14 protein-coding genes and 2 pseudogenes are annotated in these 18,300 nt (G+C 61.3%); 7 read left to right on the top strand and 9 right to left on the bottom strand.

Features of this window, described 5'->3' with window-relative positions:
- The first annotated feature begins 159 nt into the window (after positions 1-159).
- Together NCT03_RS29260 and NCT03_RS29255 are read left to right on the top strand one after the other, a co-directional pair.
- Positions 160-834, top strand: coding sequence for a DMT family transporter (locus NCT03_RS29260; protein WP_250494899.1), 675 nt, complete (start codon positions 160-162; stop codon positions 832-834).
- A gap of 27 nt (positions 835-861) precedes the next feature.
- Positions 862-1,092: pseudogene (locus tag NCT03_RS29255) on the top strand (EamA family transporter); the annotation flags it as partial.
- Positions 1,093-1,124: 32 nt separating this feature from the next.
- Here the strand turns inward: NCT03_RS29255 and panS are convergent.
- Complete coding sequence (panS, locus tag NCT03_RS29250) at positions 1,125-2,087, bottom strand: ketopantoate/pantoate/pantothenate transporter PanS (RefSeq protein ID WP_244831817.1); 963 nt, start codon at positions 2,085-2,087, stop codon at positions 1,125-1,127.
- Positions 2,088-2,319: 232 nt separating this feature from the next.
- Between panS and NCT03_RS34415 the strand changes: the two are divergent.
- Together NCT03_RS34415 and NCT03_RS29240 are read left to right on the top strand one after the other, a co-directional pair.
- Positions 2,320-2,509: pseudogene (locus NCT03_RS34415) on the top strand (helix-turn-helix transcriptional regulator); the annotation flags it as partial.
- 121 nt (positions 2,510-2,630) lie between these two features.
- On the top strand, positions 2,631-3,959 hold the full coding sequence (locus tag NCT03_RS29240) for a type II toxin-antitoxin system HipA family toxin (RefSeq protein ID WP_250494896.1): 1,329 nt from the start codon (positions 2,631-2,633) through the stop codon (positions 3,957-3,959).
- On the opposite strand, the gene NCT03_RS29235 is transcribed toward NCT03_RS29240, so the two are convergent.
- The 4 genes from NCT03_RS29235 to NCT03_RS29220 form a co-directional block, all read right to left on the bottom strand.
- The gene (locus NCT03_RS29235) at positions 3,956-5,278 is read right to left on the bottom strand and encodes a PQQ-dependent sugar dehydrogenase (protein WP_250494895.1); all 1,323 of its coding nucleotides are present in this window, start codon (positions 5,276-5,278) and stop codon (positions 3,956-3,958) included. The two genes, NCT03_RS29240 and NCT03_RS29235, sit on opposite strands and share 4 nt — an antisense overlap.
- Positions 5,271-5,714 (bottom strand): DUF2231 domain-containing protein, encoded by a 444-nt coding sequence (locus tag NCT03_RS29230; RefSeq protein ID WP_244831820.1) that lies wholly within the window; start codon positions 5,712-5,714, stop codon positions 5,271-5,273. The genes NCT03_RS29235 and NCT03_RS29230 overlap by 8 nt, the downstream gene beginning before the upstream one ends.
- Before the next feature lie 202 nt (positions 5,715-5,916).
- The gene (locus tag NCT03_RS29225) at positions 5,917-6,675 is read right to left on the bottom strand and encodes a flagellar brake protein (protein WP_250494894.1); all 759 of its coding nucleotides are present in this window, start codon (positions 6,673-6,675) and stop codon (positions 5,917-5,919) included.
- A gap of 220 nt (positions 6,676-6,895) precedes the next feature.
- Positions 6,896-8,605, bottom strand: coding sequence for a dihydroxyacetone kinase family protein (locus NCT03_RS29220; RefSeq protein WP_250494893.1), 1,710 nt, complete (start codon positions 8,603-8,605; stop codon positions 6,896-6,898).
- A 150-nt stretch (positions 8,606-8,755) separates the two neighbouring features.
- Between NCT03_RS29220 and NCT03_RS29215 the strand changes: the two genes are divergently transcribed.
- The 3 genes from NCT03_RS29215 to NCT03_RS29205 all read left to right on the top strand — a co-directional run bounded on the left by NCT03_RS29215 (position 8,756) and on the right by NCT03_RS29205 (position 10,775).
- Positions 8,756-9,265 (top strand): DUF6622 family protein, encoded by a 510-nt coding sequence (locus tag NCT03_RS29215; protein ID WP_250494892.1) that lies wholly within the window; start codon positions 8,756-8,758, stop codon positions 9,263-9,265.
- Between the two features lie 90 nt (positions 9,266-9,355).
- Entirely contained in the window at positions 9,356-10,228 is an 873-nt protein-coding gene (gene yghU / locus NCT03_RS29210; protein WP_250494891.1) for a glutathione-dependent disulfide-bond oxidoreductase, read from the top strand.
- A 94-nt stretch (positions 10,229-10,322) separates the two neighbouring features.
- A complete protein-coding gene (locus NCT03_RS29205) occupies positions 10,323-10,775 on the top strand; it encodes a DUF4174 domain-containing protein (RefSeq protein WP_250469882.1) in 453 nt (150 codons plus the stop codon).
- A gap of 61 nt (positions 10,776-10,836) precedes the next feature.
- Here NCT03_RS29205 and NCT03_RS29200 read toward each other — a convergent pair whose 3' ends face one another.
- The 4 genes from NCT03_RS29200 to NCT03_RS29185 form a co-directional block, all read right to left on the bottom strand.
- Positions 10,837-14,319 carry an ImcF-related family protein gene (locus NCT03_RS29200; protein WP_250494890.1) on the bottom strand — a complete coding sequence of 1,161 codons (3,483 nt, stop codon included), beginning with the start codon at positions 14,317-14,319 and terminating at the stop codon, positions 10,837-10,839.
- Complete coding sequence (locus NCT03_RS29195) at positions 14,316-15,587, bottom strand: KPHS_23130 family T6SS system protein (protein ID WP_502800439.1); 1,272 nt, start codon at positions 15,585-15,587, stop codon at positions 14,316-14,318. The genes NCT03_RS29200 and NCT03_RS29195 overlap by 4 nt, the downstream gene beginning before the upstream one ends.
- A gap of 2 nt (positions 15,588-15,589) precedes the next feature.
- On the bottom strand, positions 15,590-15,847 hold the full coding sequence (locus NCT03_RS29190) for a PAAR domain-containing protein (RefSeq protein WP_284503508.1): 258 nt from the start codon (positions 15,845-15,847) through the stop codon (positions 15,590-15,592).
- 67 nt (positions 15,848-15,914) lie between these two features.
- Positions 15,915-18,194 carry a DUF2235 domain-containing protein gene (locus tag NCT03_RS29185; protein ID WP_250494888.1) on the bottom strand — a complete coding sequence of 760 codons (2,280 nt, stop codon included), beginning with the start codon at positions 18,192-18,194 and terminating at the stop codon, positions 15,915-15,917.
- Between the last annotated feature and the right edge of the window lie 106 nt (positions 18,195-18,300).

Below are 18,300 nucleotides of genomic sequence, written 5' to 3'. Positions count from 1 at the left end.
CTCGTCATGCGAAGGCTTTCAACAGTGCCTTAGCTCGTAAGCAAGAGCAGACGTTGTTCCCGGCAAAGCCATACGTGGAAGGCTTTAAACCGTCCACGTCTTGTCGAACAAGCGTTTGCTCTGGTCGCAGGACGATCAAAACCTAAAGGGAAGCGAGACATGGCACAGGGGCCGAACGCGCATCGCGTCACGCAGGAAGCAGCGCAAGATGGCGGACGCTGGCTTGCCATCGGCGGTCCGATCGTCTTTTTGCTTTTGTGGTCCGCGGGCTTTCCCGTCGCCAGGACCGGCCTGCACTACGCCTCGCCGCTCACGTTTCTCTCGATACGCTTTGCGCTCAGCATCGCGGTGCTCATCGGCGTGTGCGTGTCCAGACGGCCGCTCTGGCCAAGCGACATGCGAAGCTGGCGTTACCTGGTCGTCATGGGCCTGCTCGTGCAGGTGATGTACTTCGGCCTCAGCTATCTGTCGATGACAGCGGGCATTGCAACGTCATGGCTTGCGCTGATCGTTTCGTTGCAGCCGATACTCGTGAGCGTGCTTGCGCCATCGCTGACCGGTGAGCGTATCGGCGTGCGGCAATGGCTGGGCTTGATACTCGCGCTCGGCGGCTCGGCCGGCGTGATCCTGTCGCGCGGCACGCTGCACGCATCGGCACTCGGGCCGGTATTGCTCGCGGTGGGCGCGCTAATCGGCATCACGGCCGCGATGTTGTACGAGAAACGCGCGGGCACCGCGCAGGACCCGCTCACGTCGAACCTCGTTCAATATGCAGTGGGCTTCGCGTGCTGTGCGCCGATGGCGTTCTTCTTCGAGCGCACGGAAGTGCAGTAGAACCCGACGCTCGCCGTCACGCTCGCTTATCTCGTGATCGGCAACTCGCTGATCGCGATCACGCTGCTGCTCGCATTGACACGCGCCGGAAAGGTGTCGCAAGTAGCGGCGCTGTTCTTCTTCGTGCCGCCCGGCGCGGCAATCATGTCCTACTTCATTCTCGGCGAAGTGTTGCCGACAATGGCCTGGTGGGCGATGGGCGTCGCCGTTCTCGGTGTGGCCATCGCGACGTGGAAAGGTCGGGGCGCCAAAAACTAGCGCGCCTCGAAGCGCACCACGCATCGTGCAAGTCAGTTTCGTTTTGCAGCGACGACCGCGGCCGTATCCGTATCGCGTGTCGAACCCTTCGCCGGACGGCCAGCCCAATAACCCGCGAGCATCGAGCCCGAGAGGTTGTGCCACACGGAGAACAAGGCGCCGGGCAAGGCCGCTATCGGCGTGAAATAGAGCTTGCCGAGCGTGGCCGCGAGCCCCGAATTCTGCATGCCCACTTCGATAGCGAGCGTGCGGCACACGGCCTCGTCGAAGCCGAGCAAGCGGCCGCCCCAATAGCCGCTCAGGAGCCCGATGCCGTTATGCATCACCACGCCGAACGCGACCACGAGCCCGACCGACGCAATACTCTTTTGCGTCCCGCCAACCACGGCGGCAATGATGAGCAAAATAGACACCATCGACACGAGCGGCAGCAGCCATTCGATCTTGCGCACGAACTTCTCGAACAGATGATTCACGATAAGTCCGACCACGATAGGCAGCGCGACGATCAGCAGGATGCTCATCAACATGCCGTGGACATCGACCGAGATCGACGCATCGACATAAAGGCGCGTGAGCAGCGGCGTCGCGAACACGCCGACGAGTGTCGAGAGCGCGCTGATGGTCACCGACAAGGCGACGTCGCCGCGCGCCAGATAAATCATGACGTTGGACGCCGTGCCGCTCGCCACGCTGCCAACCAGGACCATGCCCGCCGTCAGATCAGGCGGCATGTGCAACGCCTTCGCGATAACCCACGCGGCAAGCGGCATGACGAGGTAATGCAGCACGATGCCCGCGATTACCGGCGCGGGGCGCGTGAAGACGCGCCGGAAGTCGTCGACGGAGAGCGTTACGCCCATCGACAGCATGATGATGGTCAGGAGCGTGGTGACATGCGGCGCAATGCCCGTGACGGACGAAGGCGAATAGTAGGCGGCAACCGAGACCAGAACGGCCCAGAGCGGAAACAGGCGGGTGATGCGGGCAAGCATGAAAGTCGGTCCTTGAATGTCGTGGCGTGTCGTGGTCTGTCGATGCGGGCGAAAAACGTCGAATTTTAACCGGCACGGGCTAAGGTTTTCTGAAAATGCTTAATTGGGTCAGACTTTTTCGAAAAACAGGTTTTAGGCTGTTTTTACTATTTACAGTCTAAAACTTGTTTTTTGCTTTAACAGGTCATAAACTGTATAACCGCTTAACAGTCTTAAGACTGTAGGGATCTTCGTGGACTATCCGGTAAAGACGCTCAGCCAATTGCGGCCCATCCTCAAAGGCTTTCGCAAAGCCGCCGGGCTGACTCAGGCAAGCATGGCCGCGCAATTGGGCGTGACGCAGCAGACCTATGCGCAACTGGAAGCCAATCCCGCTGCGGCAAGCATGGAGCGCATGTTCAAAGTCTTGCGCGTGCTGGGCGTCGAGATGATGCTGACGGATGGCGTCATAGCGGACAAAGTCCCGCCCATCACGAAGAAAATCGCGGCGAAGGCAACGTCGGCGCGGGCCAGAGCCGCGAAAAAGCGGGAGAACTGGTAAGCATGGCGCGCCGCACTGACCCGAACCGGCTCGATCTCTGGATGAACGGACTGCCCGTCGGCCACTGGGAATCCAGCACCGGTGGCGAGCGCCTCGTCTATCGCGATGAGTGGATTGCCGACCCGCAAGGCCGTCCTCTCTCGCTGTCGCTGCCGTTCACGCCGGGCAATCAGCCGTATCGCGGGCAAGTGGTCGCGAACTTTTTCGACAACCTTCTGCCCGACAGCGAGCCAATCCGCCGTCGCATTGCCATGCGTTATCGAACGGGCGGCACGGCGCCGTTTCAGCTGCTCGCACAGTTGGGTCGCGACTGCGTCGGCGCCCTTCAAATGCTGCCGCCCGGAGAGACGCCGGTCGATCTCGAAAGCATAACGGGACGCGCGATGAGCGAATCGCAGATCGCCCGGCTGCTGCGCGAGACGACCGCCACGCCGCAACTCGGACAACACGAACCGCTCGATGACCTGCGTCTCTCGATAGCAGGCGCGCAAGAAAAGACCGCCCTGCTTCGGCGCGGCAAGCAGTGGCTATTGCCCGAGGGCAGCACGCCGACCACGCACATCTTCAAATTGCCGCTTGGGCTCGTCGGCAACATGCGAGCGGACATGCGGACATCGGTGGAGAACGAATGGCTTTGCTCGAAGATCGTCGCGGCATTCGGGCTGGCTATCGCGCGGTGCGAGATCGAAGTCTTCGAAGATCAGAAAGTGCTCGTCGTCGAACGGTTCGATCGCCGTCTGTCGAGCGACAAGCGCTGGATTTTGCGGCTCCCGCAAGAAGATATGTGTCAGGCCACCGGCACGCCCGCGCTACAAAAGTACGAAGCGGATGGCGGACCGGGAATCGGCCATGTCATGGAAGTGCTGTCGGGCTCGGGGCGCGCGGCCGACGACCGGCGCGACTTCTTCATGGCGCAGTTGGTTTTCTGGCTGCTCGCCGCCACCGATGGTCACGCGAAGAACTTCAGCATCGCGCATCTGCCCGGCAATCGTTACGAATCGACGCCGCTTTATGACGTGCTGTCCGCGCATCCGATCATCGGACGGGGGCGCAATCAGCTTGCCGCGCAGCGCGCGAAACTCGCCATGGCCGTGCATGGCAAGAACATTCATTACGTCATCGCCGAAATTTTGCCGCGTCACTGGATCGCGCAAGGGCGCACAGTCGGACTCGCCGCGCCGGAAGTCGAAGCGCTGATCGCCGAAGTCACGGCGCGCACCGAACAAGTCGTCGATGAAGTCGCGAGCGTGCTGCCCCGCGACTTCCCGATGGACATTGCCGAAGCGATTTTCAACGGCATGCGGCGTCTCTGCAACAAGCTCGCAGGCTAGCCGCCCGCGCCCGTCACGCGCCACACGGTATTGCCGGCATCGTCCGCAAAGACGAGTCCGCCGTCCTTGTCCTGAGTCAGGCCGACAGGCGCGCCGCGCAATTCCTTCTCATCATCGGAAACGAAGCCTGTTACCACGGGCTTGGGCGTGCCTACAGGCTTGCCGTTCTCGAACGCGATATACGTCACCGCATACCCCGACAGCGGCGAGCGATCCCAACTGCCATGCTCGCCGATAAACACGCCACCGCGATACTGCGCCGGCAAATTGCTGCCCGTATAGAACATCAGCCCGAGCGGCGCGACGTGCGAACCGATTGCGTAATCCGGCGGAATAGCCTTTGCGACGAGATCGGGACGCTGCTCCTTGACGCGCGTATCGACATGCTGGCCATAGTAGCTATAAGGCCAGCCATAGAAAGCGCCATCCTTTACCGAAGTCAGATAGTCCGGCACGAGGTCCGCGCCAATCTCATCGCGTTCGTTGGCCACGGTCCAGAGTTGCCCCGTCTTCGGTTCCCATTGCAAGCCGGTCGGGTTGCGAATGCCTGCCGCAAAGATACGGCTCGCGCCGGTCGCGACATCCACTTCGAGCACGTTCGCGCGCCGATACTCCACGTCGAGTCCGTTCTCGCCAACGTTGCTGTTCGACCCGACGCCCACATAAAGTTTCTTGCCATCGCGGCTTGCGAGCAGCGCCTTGGTCCAGTGATGGTTCACGCGATCAGGCAGATCGGCGAGCTCGACGCCTTCCGCCGAGATGCTCGTTTCGCCCGTCTTGTAGGGGAACTTGAGCAGCGCGTCCGTATCGGCGACATAGAGCGTGTCGCCTATCAGCTGCATGCCGAAGGGCGAATGCAGATGGTCGATGAACACGTGCTTTTCCCATTCCCCGCTGCCATCGCCCCGCTTTCTGAGCAACGTGATGCGGTTCGCGCCCTTCGATTCCTTTCCTGAGCGGCTTTGGACCATGCCCGCGATCAACTGCTTCGGCGTGGTGACCGGCTCCGCGTTCGGGCTGCCCGATTCGGCCACGAGAATGTCGCCATTCGGAAGCGCATACACCTGCCGCGGATGCTCGAGGCCAGACGCGATCTTCTCGATCTTCAGTCCGTCCGCGACCTTGGGCGTTTCGTTGTCTTTCCAGCCCGCGAACTTCGGGACTTGCATCGGCGGAGTAAAGAAGCTCTTGGCGGTAGGCAGTGGCGGATTCGCGCCAGCCTGATGCGCGCTGTCGTATTCGGCGTGCTCGTTGCATCCCGCAAAGAGTGCTGCAATAGAGAGCGCGATAACGCTCGTCAAAGTGGTTTGCTTAGTCACGAGCCGCCTCCTGGAAGCCGAATTTATCGAAGGCAAGCGCGATATGTCCAACGCTCAACAGCACCACGGTGATAACCGAAAGAATCACGCCGAGCGGCACGATTCCATAACCGTCGCGGCTATGCACGAACGCGTTGACGACCGCCGCGATGATGCCGAGCAGGTTGAGCCAGAAGTCGAGCTTCTCGGTGCGCGTGACGACGTGGCGTGAGCCGAACCACACATGCCCGAGATTGATGAAGCGCGGAATGATCGCGAGGATGAGCCCCGTCGTGACGAGCCACGCGGCGCCCTTCGCCCAAAAAACGTTGGCGGTGATGACGAAGATGATGTCGAAAATCAGCGTCCCGACGAAGAGTCCGTAGGGAATGGGATTGAGTAGATCGAAGAGGGCTGTCGCCGTCCGCGATCGATATCTCAGGCTGGTCGTGCTCATGAGTGAGTACCCCAAAAAAGATTAGGCAGTGGGCCGTGCATCGGTTGCGGAAGGCGGCGTGCATTGCCTTCTGACTCCGTATGAACAGCACATCACATGCCCGATTTTGGGGAACGCTTACATGATCGATTGGACAACGTGCACGCTCGCCACTTTGCAAGCGTGCCGTCAGGTGACAGTCGGCTATCGGCGTGTCACGGGTTCAGACGCCGCGCCCGAGATGCTTCAGTTCGAGCTGCGTAATGGTTCGCTGCAAGGCGCGTTCAGCGCAGCCGCTCAGGTCGATGAAGCGGCAACCGAGAATCGCGCGGCGCTCGCCGGTCTGCATGAGTTCGTAACGCGGCGCGGCGATCTCGAGGTCGACGCTCACTTCGCCGAATGCGCCCATCCGCAGGGTGACGCCTCGCCAGACTCCGCCACGTTCGGCGGTTTCGAAGCGGTCATCGGAGACACGCAAGGCCACGCCGCCGAGCGAAAGGTTCTTTACGTCGAAGTGGAAGGCATTGCCGGCTTCGTCACGCCCGTGCGCGACGAACGGATTAACGAGCGGCGTCTCGACCCGGTAATACTGCCGCCGCTGCACGTAATACAGCAGCGTGGGCATCGACGCTTCGAACGCGGGACGGCCATCGAAAAGCACTTTTACGGCCGGCCCGGTCGTGAATTCCGTCTGGATGCCCGATGGCTGGCTGCGCAACGTCAGGGCATCCGCGCGGGCAAGCGCGGCATTGCTGGAATCCGAGCAGCCGAGATCGAAGACAAAGCGCGCGCTGCGCGAATCGACGTCAAGGACCTGCGTCACGATCTGCCCGCCTTCGAATTCCACGGTGAGAAAGTCGCCGCGCGACAGAAGGCTGCGCAGGCAAAGCGCAATCTGCAACGGATGGCGCTGCGCATAGCATTCGTCGATAAGGGTCGCGGTACGGTCGGCGTCGAGACTCGGGAGGGTGGCGGCAATCATCTTGTTATCCGTGCGTTGTCTGGTTTTTATTAGCGCCAAGCCTCTCAGGTTGCTAGCGCTACGGTGCACACCAGACAATGCAGAGACCGTGCCAATTGCGGCGCACGGTCGCCGATCGCCTGCAAGCCGCGCCGGGCAAGGCTCGGGCGGCATGAGGAAACCAAAGCGATGGGCGCTTGCTACGTTACGCGGACCTCGCGTTACGGCCGCGCGCGGCGGATCACCGCACGCCGATATGCGGCGCGAGCGCGCGGAGCCAGAACGTCACCGCGACCGCGCCGCCATCGGGCGAACCCACGGCGCGCTCGCCCAGATAGCTTGCGCGACCCGCCCGAGGCGTCATGCTCGCCGTGGCCTGCGCGCCCTCTTCAGCGGCCGATAAAGCCGCTTCCCAGGCGTCTCGCGCGGACTTTCCTTCGTTCAATACCGCTTCGAATGTCGCCGATGCGGGGAACAGCGCGTCGAGCATGGTGCGGTCGCCTGCCTTCGCGCCGCCCAGGTCGCTGATGGCCTGCACCGCTTCCCTGAACGCGGCGGCCCAATCGGCCGGCTTCGGTTGCGCGACTCCCGCGAGATGGCGCGACGCGCGCAAGAGCGCCGTCGCGTAGAACGGGCCGGAGCTTCCCGCTATCGCCCGGCGCAAGGACGCCCCGAGCGCGGCAAGCGCGCCGTCCGGCGTGCCGAGCGCCGATCCCGGCACGCCGAGGATCGCGTCCGCCGCGCGTTTCATGCTCGCACCGAGATCGCCGTCGCCGGCGAGGGAATCGAGTTCGGTCAGGCGCGGTTCGTTGTCGATCAGCGCACGCGCCACCGACTGAAGCGCCGGCTCGATGACCCGCGCCCAGCCGCCGTCGCTTTCCCGCGCGATTCCGTGCCCCTCCGCGACGGTATCCGCCGCCATAGCAATACGGATTTCCCGTCCGACCGCGCCGCCGCCCGGCCATGCGCGCGATTCGGTCGCGGCATCGAGCAGACCGAGCGTCGCGTCATCGACACGCAACAGCGAAACGGAGCAGCCCGGCATATTGAGCGCCGACAGCAGCGTGCCCGACCATGCGCGCTCGACGTGAATCTCGCGCCGCGACAGATTGTCGAAGGCGGCGCGCAACACGACATCCAGTTCCATTTGCGGCGTCGCGCCAAGGCCGTTCACGAGCAGTGCGACGCGCTCGCCGCTTTCGAGCGCGAGATCGTCGACGATATTCGTGAGCAGAACGTCGGTCAGTTGGTCGGCGGGAAGCGGCGCGGTGCGCTCCACGCCCTTTTCTCCGTGGATGCCGAGACCGAGCTCTATCTCGTCGTCGGCGAGCGTGAAGCTGGACTTTTCGACGCCCGGCAGCGTGCAGCCATCGAGTGCGACGCCCATGGTGCCGAGATTGGCCGCCGCATGGCGCGCGATCGCCGCGACCTCTTCGAGCGACGATCCGCGCGAGGCGGCCGCGCCCGTGACCTTGTGGACGAGCAGGGTTCCCGCGATACCGCGCCGCTGATTGCGCGCGGCCTGTTTGCGCAGCGAGACGTCGTCGGCCACGATGACCACTTCGACCGGAATGCCTTCCGCGCGCGCCAGTTCCGCCGCGAGACCGAAGTTGAGGCGGTCGCCCGTGTAGTTCTTCACGATCAGCACCGCGCCGCGCGGACCGGCACAAGCGCGGATCGCGGCGAGCACGGCATCCGTGGGCGGCGAGGTGAAGACTTCACCGCATACCGCCGCGCTCAGCATGCCCGCGCCGACATAGCCGCCGTGCGCGGGTTCGTGACCGCTGCCGCCGCCCGAGATGACGGCGACCTGCCGGTCCTTCGCCTCGTGCTGCGCGCGCTGTACGAGCACGTTTTCATTGCCGAGGATGGCTAAGTGCGGCGACTGCCGCGCGACGCCTTCGAGCATCTCGCGCACGACATCGGCGGGATTGTTGATGAGCTTCTTCATGGCAGTCTCCTTGACGCGTTCGAGCGATGGCGATCATGTTAAACGACCGCGCCGCGAACGCTCGCGCGCTCTCATTCTTCTCTAATTCAGCCGCTTTACGATGCCTTCATCTGCTCGACAACGAATCATCCGACTGAAGGAGAAACGAAAATGACACTGCAAATGATCGTTCATGGCACGCCGGTCTGGGTCTGGCTGCTGCTGGCTTATCTGGTTTCGCGCGGCGTGAAGGCAATGAAAGGCGGTACCACGCCGCTGTCCAAGCTGGCGATCATCCCGCTGATCTTCGCGGGCTTCGGCCTCGTGCATCTGGCTCACAATCCGCACGCGAGCCTCTTTGCGGTCAGCGCGTGGATCGTCGGGATTTTTGCGGGCATCGCGGCGGGCGTGTTCAACGCGACGCGCACGCGCTTTTCCGTCGATATGGTGGCGCGCACCGTCACGCTGCCGGGTTCGGTCGTGCCGCTCTTGCTGATCCTCGCCATCTTCGCCGCCAAGTTCTGGCTCGGATTCGAGATGGCAACGGTGACGGATACGGCGCTCCTCGGAACCTATGCGTCCATCGACGCACTCGTGTCTGGCGTTGTCGCCGGGATGTTCGCGGGACGCTTCATCACGTACTGGAAAGCGCTGCAGGCGCACCGCTTCTTGCACGCTTGAACGGCCGAGCCTCCTTCGTGTCGAGCAGGTTTTTACCCGACCTGCTAACCTCGGGCGACATTGAAAACTTGACGCGAAGGAGGCTGCAGCATGAGCGATTCACCCGAATACGTACCGCCCAAGGTCTGGACCTGGGACAAGGAAAGCGGCGGGCAGTTTGCAAGCATCAACCGTCCAATCGCGGGGCCGACGCATGACAAGGATCTACCGGTCGGCAAGCATCCGCTGCAGCTTTATTCGCTTGCCACGCCCAACGGCGTCAAGGTCACGGCGATGCTGGAAGAACTGCTCGCCGCGGGTCACAGTGGCGCGGAATACGATGCCTGGCTCATCAAGATCGGCGACGGCGACCAGTTCGGCAGCGGCTTCGTCCAAGCCAATCCCAATTCGAAGATACCCGCGCTGATCGACCACAGCGGCCCCAAGCCCGTGCGCGTGTTCGAATCCGGCGCCATCCTCCTGTATCTCGCGGACAAGTTTGGCGCATTCGTGCCGACCAGCGCGGCGGAACGCGCCGAGTGTCTCTCGTGGCTTTTCTGGCAGATGGGCAGCGCGCCGTATCTTGGCGGCGGCTTCGGTCACTTCTATGCTTATGCTCCGAGCAAGATGGAGTATCCGATCAACCGCTTCGCCATGGAGGTGAAGCGTCAGCTCGACGTGCTCGACCGGAGGCTTGCGGAGAGCCGGTACATTGCGGGCGACGAATACACCATCGCCGATATCGCCATCTTTCCGTGGTACGGCGGTCTCGTGAATGGCTGGATTTACAGTGCCGCCGAGTTTCTCGCCGTGCATGAATACGAGCATGTGCGACGTTGGGCCGATGCAATCGGTGCGCGTCCCGCCGTGCAACGCGGCCGCATGGTGAACCGGACCTTCGGCGAGCTTTCGAGCCAGTTGCATGAGCGGCATGATGCTGGCGACTTTGAAACGAAGACGCAGGACAAGCTCGCGAGCAAGTAGATTTTTGGTCAAGTGCTTGCGCACGCTTGAAAGGCTGTTACGTCGTTGGCGCGCTTCCTGCGTGCACGGAAATAAACCGCACAGGAAGCCGCCAATGAACCGCTATCTCATTCCCGCAACCGTAGCTGCAAGCCTGCTCTTGGGCGTGACCAATACCTCGCAAGCAGCCGGAAGCGCTGCAATATCTTCCATCGAACAGTACACATGGCATAAGCGTCTGCTCGTCGTTTTCGCCGATGACGTCAGTTCCGCCGCATTCGCGAAGCAACGCGCATCAGTTCAGGATGCGAGCGATGGCTACACGCAACGCGACCTGCAAGTGATCGAAGTAATCGGCAACGACGTGCAAGGCGCAAGCGACTCCGCCGATGCATTGCGTCGACGATACGGCGTCAAACCCGGCGCGTTTCGCGCAGTTCTCGTTGGCAAGGACGGCGGCGTGAAGCTCGAATCGCGCGAGCCGATCGCATCGCGCGAATTGTTCACGACCATCGACGGCATGCCGATGCGTAAGCAAGAGGCAGCGGGTAACGCGCCGAAGTCGTGATCGCCGTGTGATCCATGCATGCTGAAGTCTTCTTACGCTTCGTGACCTGATCCCAGCGAAGTCATAATTCTTTGTCCGGCAACGCGACGCCGATCTTCTGCGCGGCGGCAAGCGCGCCGGGCGGCAACGGTGGTGGCGTCCGCCCCCGCGATACAGATGCTTGCTTCGCCGCGCCTGACATGAAGATGCGCTCAGGCAGGGCGAAGTGCCGTAGCACAAGCACATCCAGCGGTCCAGCGCCCGTCTCCGCGCGAAGTTGAACCGACAGCGGCGGCGTAAGACTCTGATCCGGCGTCCACGAGAGCAGATAACGCGCGTTATCTTGTTGCGAGACCTTCGCACGTTCGAGCAGACGAATCAGCGCGAAACGCCCTTGTGCGTACATGGTCGAGCGCAAACCGCCTGCCTCCGTTTGCCATTGAAGTTGTGCGGTGTTGTCCAGGGCTTGCCCCGGCCATTCGAACGGCTCCCATTGCTCCATCTGATTGAAGTAGTGCAACTGTTGACCCGATGTCACCAGCGTCAAATCAGTGATGCCCGGCGTCGGCACGCCGCGTAGTTCATACCGCGCCCGCGCATCGCCAGAGGGAAACACGACCCTTACTACGCGCGAGAGCTTGTTGAGCGCGACGAGAAACGCCGGATCAAGCATGAGCGTGCCTTGATTCACGCCTTGCGTGGCGACCCAGTGGTCGCCCTGACGTTCGATCACGCCCGCAAGCTGCGTCGTGACGAACTGCGCTATCACGCCGTTGTCCATGCGCATGAAGTGCGCCATATCGGGCAGCGATGCATCGTTGTCGGAGTCCGCAAACGGATAGCGGCCGCCGAAGCTGTGATTCCAGTCAGCAAGGATGGATGTGCGCCAGACTTCGTTCAGACTGGACGATGCCGGTTGCACGACCACTTGCCACGTCTGGTCAAGCGGGGCTTCGAAAAGCCGGCCGAAACCCGACCATTGTTCGCCCAAGCTCGCAGAGAGACGGCTCGCGTAATCGCGACTATCGGCGATATCGGACGTTCTACCCTGTAGCACGGCTTGAGCGGCGACGCGCGACATGCCGTCGGGGTCGGGACTGGCCATCATTTGTTGCGTCTTCAGACGCATTGCGGTGACACGCTCAAGATAGCGAGTCAAGCTCAGATCGCTCACGAGTTGCAGCGTGGTTCTGGCATTGGCGGGTGCGTTGCTTGCGAACTCGCTGCCAGTCAGACGCAGAATAGGACCGAACGCGCTTGCCAGCGGCAAAAGTGATGGCTGCATCTGCTTGGACGGGTCCTTTTCGTCCTTGCCTACAAGATGTTGCGCCTTCGAAATCAGAGCGTCCGATATTGATTGCGTCGATGCGTCCGCACTTGCCTGAAAAACGAGAGCGTTCATCAGTGCGACCAGCGGCGAGCGTTGCGGGTCGCCGAGCAGCGTCAATTGATCGACCGTGCCAGATAACGACGAAGCGTTTTGCCAGCGAATGCTGTTCAAAAACTGCTGCCACGCGCGCGCGTAGTCATCGAAGTAACGTTGACGGAGTTCGGTTTTGAGCGTTGACGGCGCGGTGTTATCAAGTTTCGCGTCAGACAGCACCCAGTCGCCCGTCACCGCGCGCTGTTCGCTCGCCTCATCGATCGCCTTTGGGATGCGTTCGTCCCACGCGGCACGCGTAAAAACGCCCGGAACAGTCGCGCTCGTGTTGAACAAGCCTCGGCTTGGGTGATCGCCGAGCAAGGTTGCCAACGTCATCGGCGGATATTTCGGTTTCGTCTCGTCGATGATCTGCTGATAGATCGCGTCTGTCGAATTCTGGATGCCGCGCACGCCGATGATCGTCTGCCGCGTCGCCGCGACAAGCGTGATGTCAGGCGCGATGGCTGACGCCGATCCGCGCTTAAGGTGCCTCGCGTAAAACCAGACGGCCTGTTGGCGCAAGTCTTCCCAAGTGCCCGCCGTCACTGACGCATTCTGCGGACGCGCTGGCGCATTCGTCGTCAGCAACTGTGTGGCGATAAACGACGCGTCGGCATGCTCGGGATGGGCGAGCATCAAATACGCCTTGAGCGTGTCGTACGCGGCCTGGACCTGTGTGTTGCCACCGCTGGCGATTTCGGCATCGGACAGGGAAGCGAGTTGCTGAAGGCGAGATTCGAGTCTTGCCTTGATCGGATCGATCAGGACGCGCGAGGCGACGCTTTGATAAACCGGGGAAAGCGCTTCATAAAGAGCGGCGTCACGGTTCAGACCGAAACGAGCGAGCCAGGGAGCGCCGAGCTGGCGGTGTATTTCAAGCGTGTCGAGTTGTTTGTCAAGAGCATCCAGGGCGAGCAAGGCCTGCGTCTGGTCGTGCGGCGAAGAAACCTTGCTCAACGTCGATGCAACGTCCCGCATGGTTGCGCGGTTCGACATGCCGGAAATTATCGAGCCGATAAACCATAGTACGGCGACAGCGCTTACGAGGAATGCGGCCACACTCGACGACGAGAGGCCCACGCGCCTGCCGTAAGCTTTGCGACTGTGGTTCGCGATGGTTTGCCATAGCGTTCGATTCGACGCTTCGGGCACACCGGCGTGGTTGCGCGCGGCCTCGCGCGGATACTCTATCGGTCCCGCGGTTATGTCCAGCGGTGTGAAGAAAAGCCCGCGAATAGCATCGTGCGACCGTGAAGCGCCTGTCACGAGATGCTTCAGCGATTCCCGTGCTGTGCTTATGTGCTGCGACAATTCCGCCAGATATCGATCTGCAGGGTTCTTCGACAGACGCATCACCCCGGCGTTTGCCAATTCGCCGGTGAGGTCATGTAGTGCCGAGCCGACGAAATCGGAAACCATACGCGGGTGCGACCAGGTAAGCCCGACCGGCGGCTCATCTGTATGAGACGGACTCGCCTGCAATGGCTCCGCATTCAGCAAATACACCGGAGCAGACCAGCGAAGCACGCGCGCGACACGTGCCAGCGCTTGCGAGACGCTTTGAACATCGAACATATCGTGGCCCGTCGCACGGGCGACGGTCAGTGCAACGACCGCGTCCACTGGACGGCGGCGGCGCAATCGGCGCAACGCGGCGAGATGCTGCACATCCGGGGCACTGTCTGTCTGCTTCGCGTAAAGAAGAACCGCGCCTCCCGCGCTGGCATACCCGAACTTGAAGAGCGTAGGCGCCACGCGCCGAACTACTTCCCCGTCGCCGACAACCAGGATCCAACGCTCGCGCCAACGCCAGCGCCAGCCGTGCTGCTCGACTAGCCATTGCCTGAGATCGCTGAAATCACCAACGTCTGGCTTCGTGGCCCCCTGCGCGGCGTCATCGGAAGCACCGCCGTGTTTGAGCATCCAGTCTTTCACCGCGCGATAAGCCACGGCCGCACGCGACGCTTCGCTATAACTGAGCACGAGCCATAGCACGATGAAAATAGCGCACAGTGCTGCTATGACAGCTCCACGACTGTCAGCTGAGATCCCGACCCACTGAGGCCGTACCCAGACCAGCATGCCGGGCAAGATCACGAGGGATAGCGTGGCTAAAAAGTCTAGCTTGAATTTACGAGTCATTCGTCTTTCTGCTTATTACGGCTGTTTTGCACCACAGCCATGTGAAAGTGTTCGCCGGCGCTACGGGCGACGAGTTGCGGCGCGCTCAACCGGTCCGCTCTGTTCGCCCCGCACGCTACGGCGAGCCAGTCGGCCGATCTCCCCGTTCGTCCCACCGTGCCGTCGAGATTGAATTCCGTCAACGGGTCTTCGCCTGCCTCACGCACGCCAACGTGACTCAGGGATGAGTGCAAAGGCCCGACCGATTCGCCGTCGAATCCGGTCATCCAGACCGACTCCAACGACGGCGCGTCGGCTTTTGCCCATTGCAGCGCATGTGTGAGCGCGCTGTCGAGATGGGTCCGCGCCGAATTCAATGGGCGATGCATGTGCGCGACGGACATGAGTCGATGCTCGGCCGCTAATCCATGCGAGGCCACGAGAAGCGCGACGCCCGCCTCGGCCTCGCCTGCGTTGGGCGCTCCATCCAACATGGTTTGAAGCGATACCGAAATCAGCAGGACCGCGTAGAGATGCAAGGCGCCACTCGTATCGTCGAGCCATTGATCGACCGTCATCAGATCAACGGGCACTGGCGTGTACGTCGTTTCCGCCTGACGCAACTCATGACGCGCCCATATGCCTTCCCAGGTCGTTTTTGCGTCTGCCTCCCCGATATAGCCCCCGATATCGAGAAAGACGCGCAGCGGAAAATCATCCGGAAGCGACCCGAGACGGTCCGCAAGTTCGCCGATAAGTTGGTCGAAGAGCCAGGACAGCAGCAGGCCGTGGCGCTCCTTGTCGTCGACGGCAAAGAGCGCGTCGTCTGGTTGGAGCCACCGCGCCGTTACCGATGCGTCCTCCATGAGCTCCGATGCCTGAGCCTTGAGTGTCAACGCGTTTTCTTCTATCTTTGTCACGAGTTTCGCTGTCTCGTCATCCGTTACGCGGATGGCCGTGGCGAGCACGGCCATCGGAATGCTTTCGCGTGCGAACAACTTTTCGTTGTACCGCTTTCGTGCCTCATTCCAGTCCCGCGCATTGAGACACTGCCTCTCGTGAATGCTGAACCGACGTGAAACGACAAACGCGGCGAGGCCCGTTGGATATAGCACAAGGCAAGTCCAGAACAAGGGCGTCTGCATTGGTTCCGCGCGCGGCCACAACGCCATCACGCCAAAGATTCCGGCGATAGCCAGGACGAAGAAGACCACTGTCCAGACGAACCTCGATGGCGGCTCGTCCGGTTCGGCGCGTTCCGGTGGAAGATTATCCAGGTCCAGCGCCATACTTAGCTTTTGCCGCTATTTGGAAGTGAGGAGATCAGACGACAACCGCATTCGCAGCGGTCGTTGTGTTGCGCGATCTCCAAACCGTTATCGAAAGCCCCTGAGGTTGCCGAAGCAATACGGTTGTCACCGTGGCGGGGACACGTGACACGATCGTGCAGGCGCGCAACCGCGCGTCCCATGAAAACGCAGGTTGCTGAACCTTGCGTGACGGCGCCGTCGCCGGTATGGCGGTCGCCTATGCGAATAATTCCTGGCATGTCTGGTCCGAGGAGGAAATAATCAAGCGGTCATGGCTTACGCAACACATGGCCATGACCGCCACGTTCAAACACGGGCGGGAGGTCGCGGCGCGGGGTTCATGCCACGGTTGATCTGCGACGCGCGGCTCGCGTTCTCTTCCGTACGCTTGCGCGCTTTCTCCTCGGCCTCGTAGTCGGTCGAGCCGAACGTATCGACTCCGCGCAACCGGAAATAAAGCGAGGAAGACAGCACATGGTCCTGCCAGCTCGTGAGCATGGTGTCGTGCACGAGAAGATCGAACAGCGCCATGACCTTGGGCGGAAGCGGGTTCTTGCCCGACAGTCCCATCTTCCACGCCTGAACCAGGCTTTGCTGCTCGGCGCTGATCATCGCGTCCATGTGTTCCTCGATGATCGATGCGCCAAACTCCGGGTCCGCGTCATAAGGCTGTTCGCCGATCTGTACACCGGCGCGCGCTTGATTCACCGCGCGGCGCATGCCGGCCAAAGCGGTGTCGCGTTGGATCATGTCCGTCGACTCCGCCTGGATACGCTCCCACACACCGACCGACGGTCTCGCTTTCTCGGCGCTGGCGTCGCGCAACGCCTCCATTTCAGCGCTCCTTGCCGCCTCCATGCGGTTCTGCGCCTTGCCTAAGGTGATCGAATCCGGCACCGGAAATTGCTTGCGCAAGGCGAGATAAGCAGCAGTCGCGTCGTTGCGTTCCTTCAGAATGGCTTCATGCTTTGCAGCCAGCGCGTCGAACTGGTTGGTCACGGTGGCGCGAAATTCGGACGATGTATAGCGAACCGCCATCCAGCGTAAAAAGACCTGCATGTGATCGACAAAATTCAGACGCGCGACGTAGGGCACCATCTCACGGTAGGCCTTCATCAGTTCCCAGATCTTGTACGTGTTCTGGCCGTCAGTGATGGGGTTTGCCAAGGTGAATTTTTGGAATGTATCCCCCTTGAAGTGCTGGAGATTTTCCATCGTGTCCATCGCTGCGCCATTTATAAGCGCTTCGTTCAGCATGTCGCGCAGGACGACTCGCTGAAGCTCCGCGCGCGCGCCGAGCGATCCTGGCGGTGCGCCGCCAGTTATGTCTTCGCTGGTGCCGGGATAAAGATATTGCAGGCCGCGTGTATTTTCCAGGCTGTCGAGCCGTTGATAGAAGCGTAGTTCGTGCGCGGCGGCAAAGTGAACGCAGCGCTGAACTGCCTGCGGCACGCCAAGCATTTGGTCGCCGTAATTCTGTTTGATTGCTCCGACCAAGGGCACCATGCTGATCAGCGCATTCTCCTGGACCAACGACGACACCGCGTCGAGCAAACCGACGAACACGATCTCGATAGGAATGGTCGCGCCGTTCGGGTCCTTTGGAATCTTGTATTCCAGTATGGCTTCGCTCGGATGTTTGTATGTCGCACTCAGGTCATTCAGCAAGGCCCTCGCAAGGACGCAACCGCGATCCGCGCCGAACACAGACACCTTGACGTGCTGGACCTTGGGCATCCTTGCCCTCGCGTCCTCAATCGCTTTCTCAAACTGGGTCTTGGCCGCCTGAAGGCGCGGCTCGACCCCGGTGCCCAAAAGCCGCGCGACCACTGAGTTGTCCCTGAGAACAGGAACCACGTCGAACGAACATTTGAACAGCTCGCCCGCCACTGCCCAGCCAACCTTCAACGGATTCTTCCTGAGATCGAAAAGGATCTGACGGCCGCTTCTCATCGCGTCCTTGGCGAGGATGCGCCCGGCCGCGCGGCCACGGTCGAGCACGGCGCCGGTCCTGAAGAAGCGCAAGACGCGTCCGGCATTGGTACGCAACGCCTTCGCCTCTTTGACGAGTCCATCGTATGCATCCACGACAGGGCGATAGGAATGCTCCTCCAAACCCTTTTTGAATCCGTTGGTAATGGCGCTCTTCGGATCGAGCTGGAGACGGTCGACACCGGTGATTTTTTCGCCAATCTTCTTTGCGTTCGATACCTGACCTTGAGCCGCACTCACGACCTTGCTCGTCAGCGCGGATACGATTTCGCCGTCTTTGGCTTCTTTGTTGAGGTCCGTGCCCAGGCCGGAGTAGTAGAGTCGGTACCAAAACTGATTGGGGGTCTTCCCACGGCGTCGATCCTTGTTTTCTCGGTGTGCTTCCCAGAGCCGGCAGATATTGGAATATCGGGACGTCGATGGGTCATCATGGTCACGGTGTCGACCGAATCCATCAAAAAAGAAGCCGATATGAATTACCGCACCGCATGGGATGCAGTCATCGGAAGGATAAGCCTTCGTGTTGGCGCCAATTGCGTCCAGCACTTCAAGAGGCGTGCGATCTGCGGGATCGGTTTTGTTCGTATTAGCCATTCTTACTTCCACCTGCGGCATGGATAAACTTGTTGCTCTTAATCTCGCGCACAACATCTGCAGGCAGCTTCTGCATTGCAAGGCCAAACGCTCCGGGCTTGCCCTT

The organism is Caballeronia sp. GAWG1-1 (assembly GCF_023631465.1).
Classification (GTDB): Bacteria; Pseudomonadota; Gammaproteobacteria; order Burkholderiales; family Burkholderiaceae; genus Caballeronia.
This window is presented reverse-complemented; position numbering and strand designations above follow the sequence as displayed.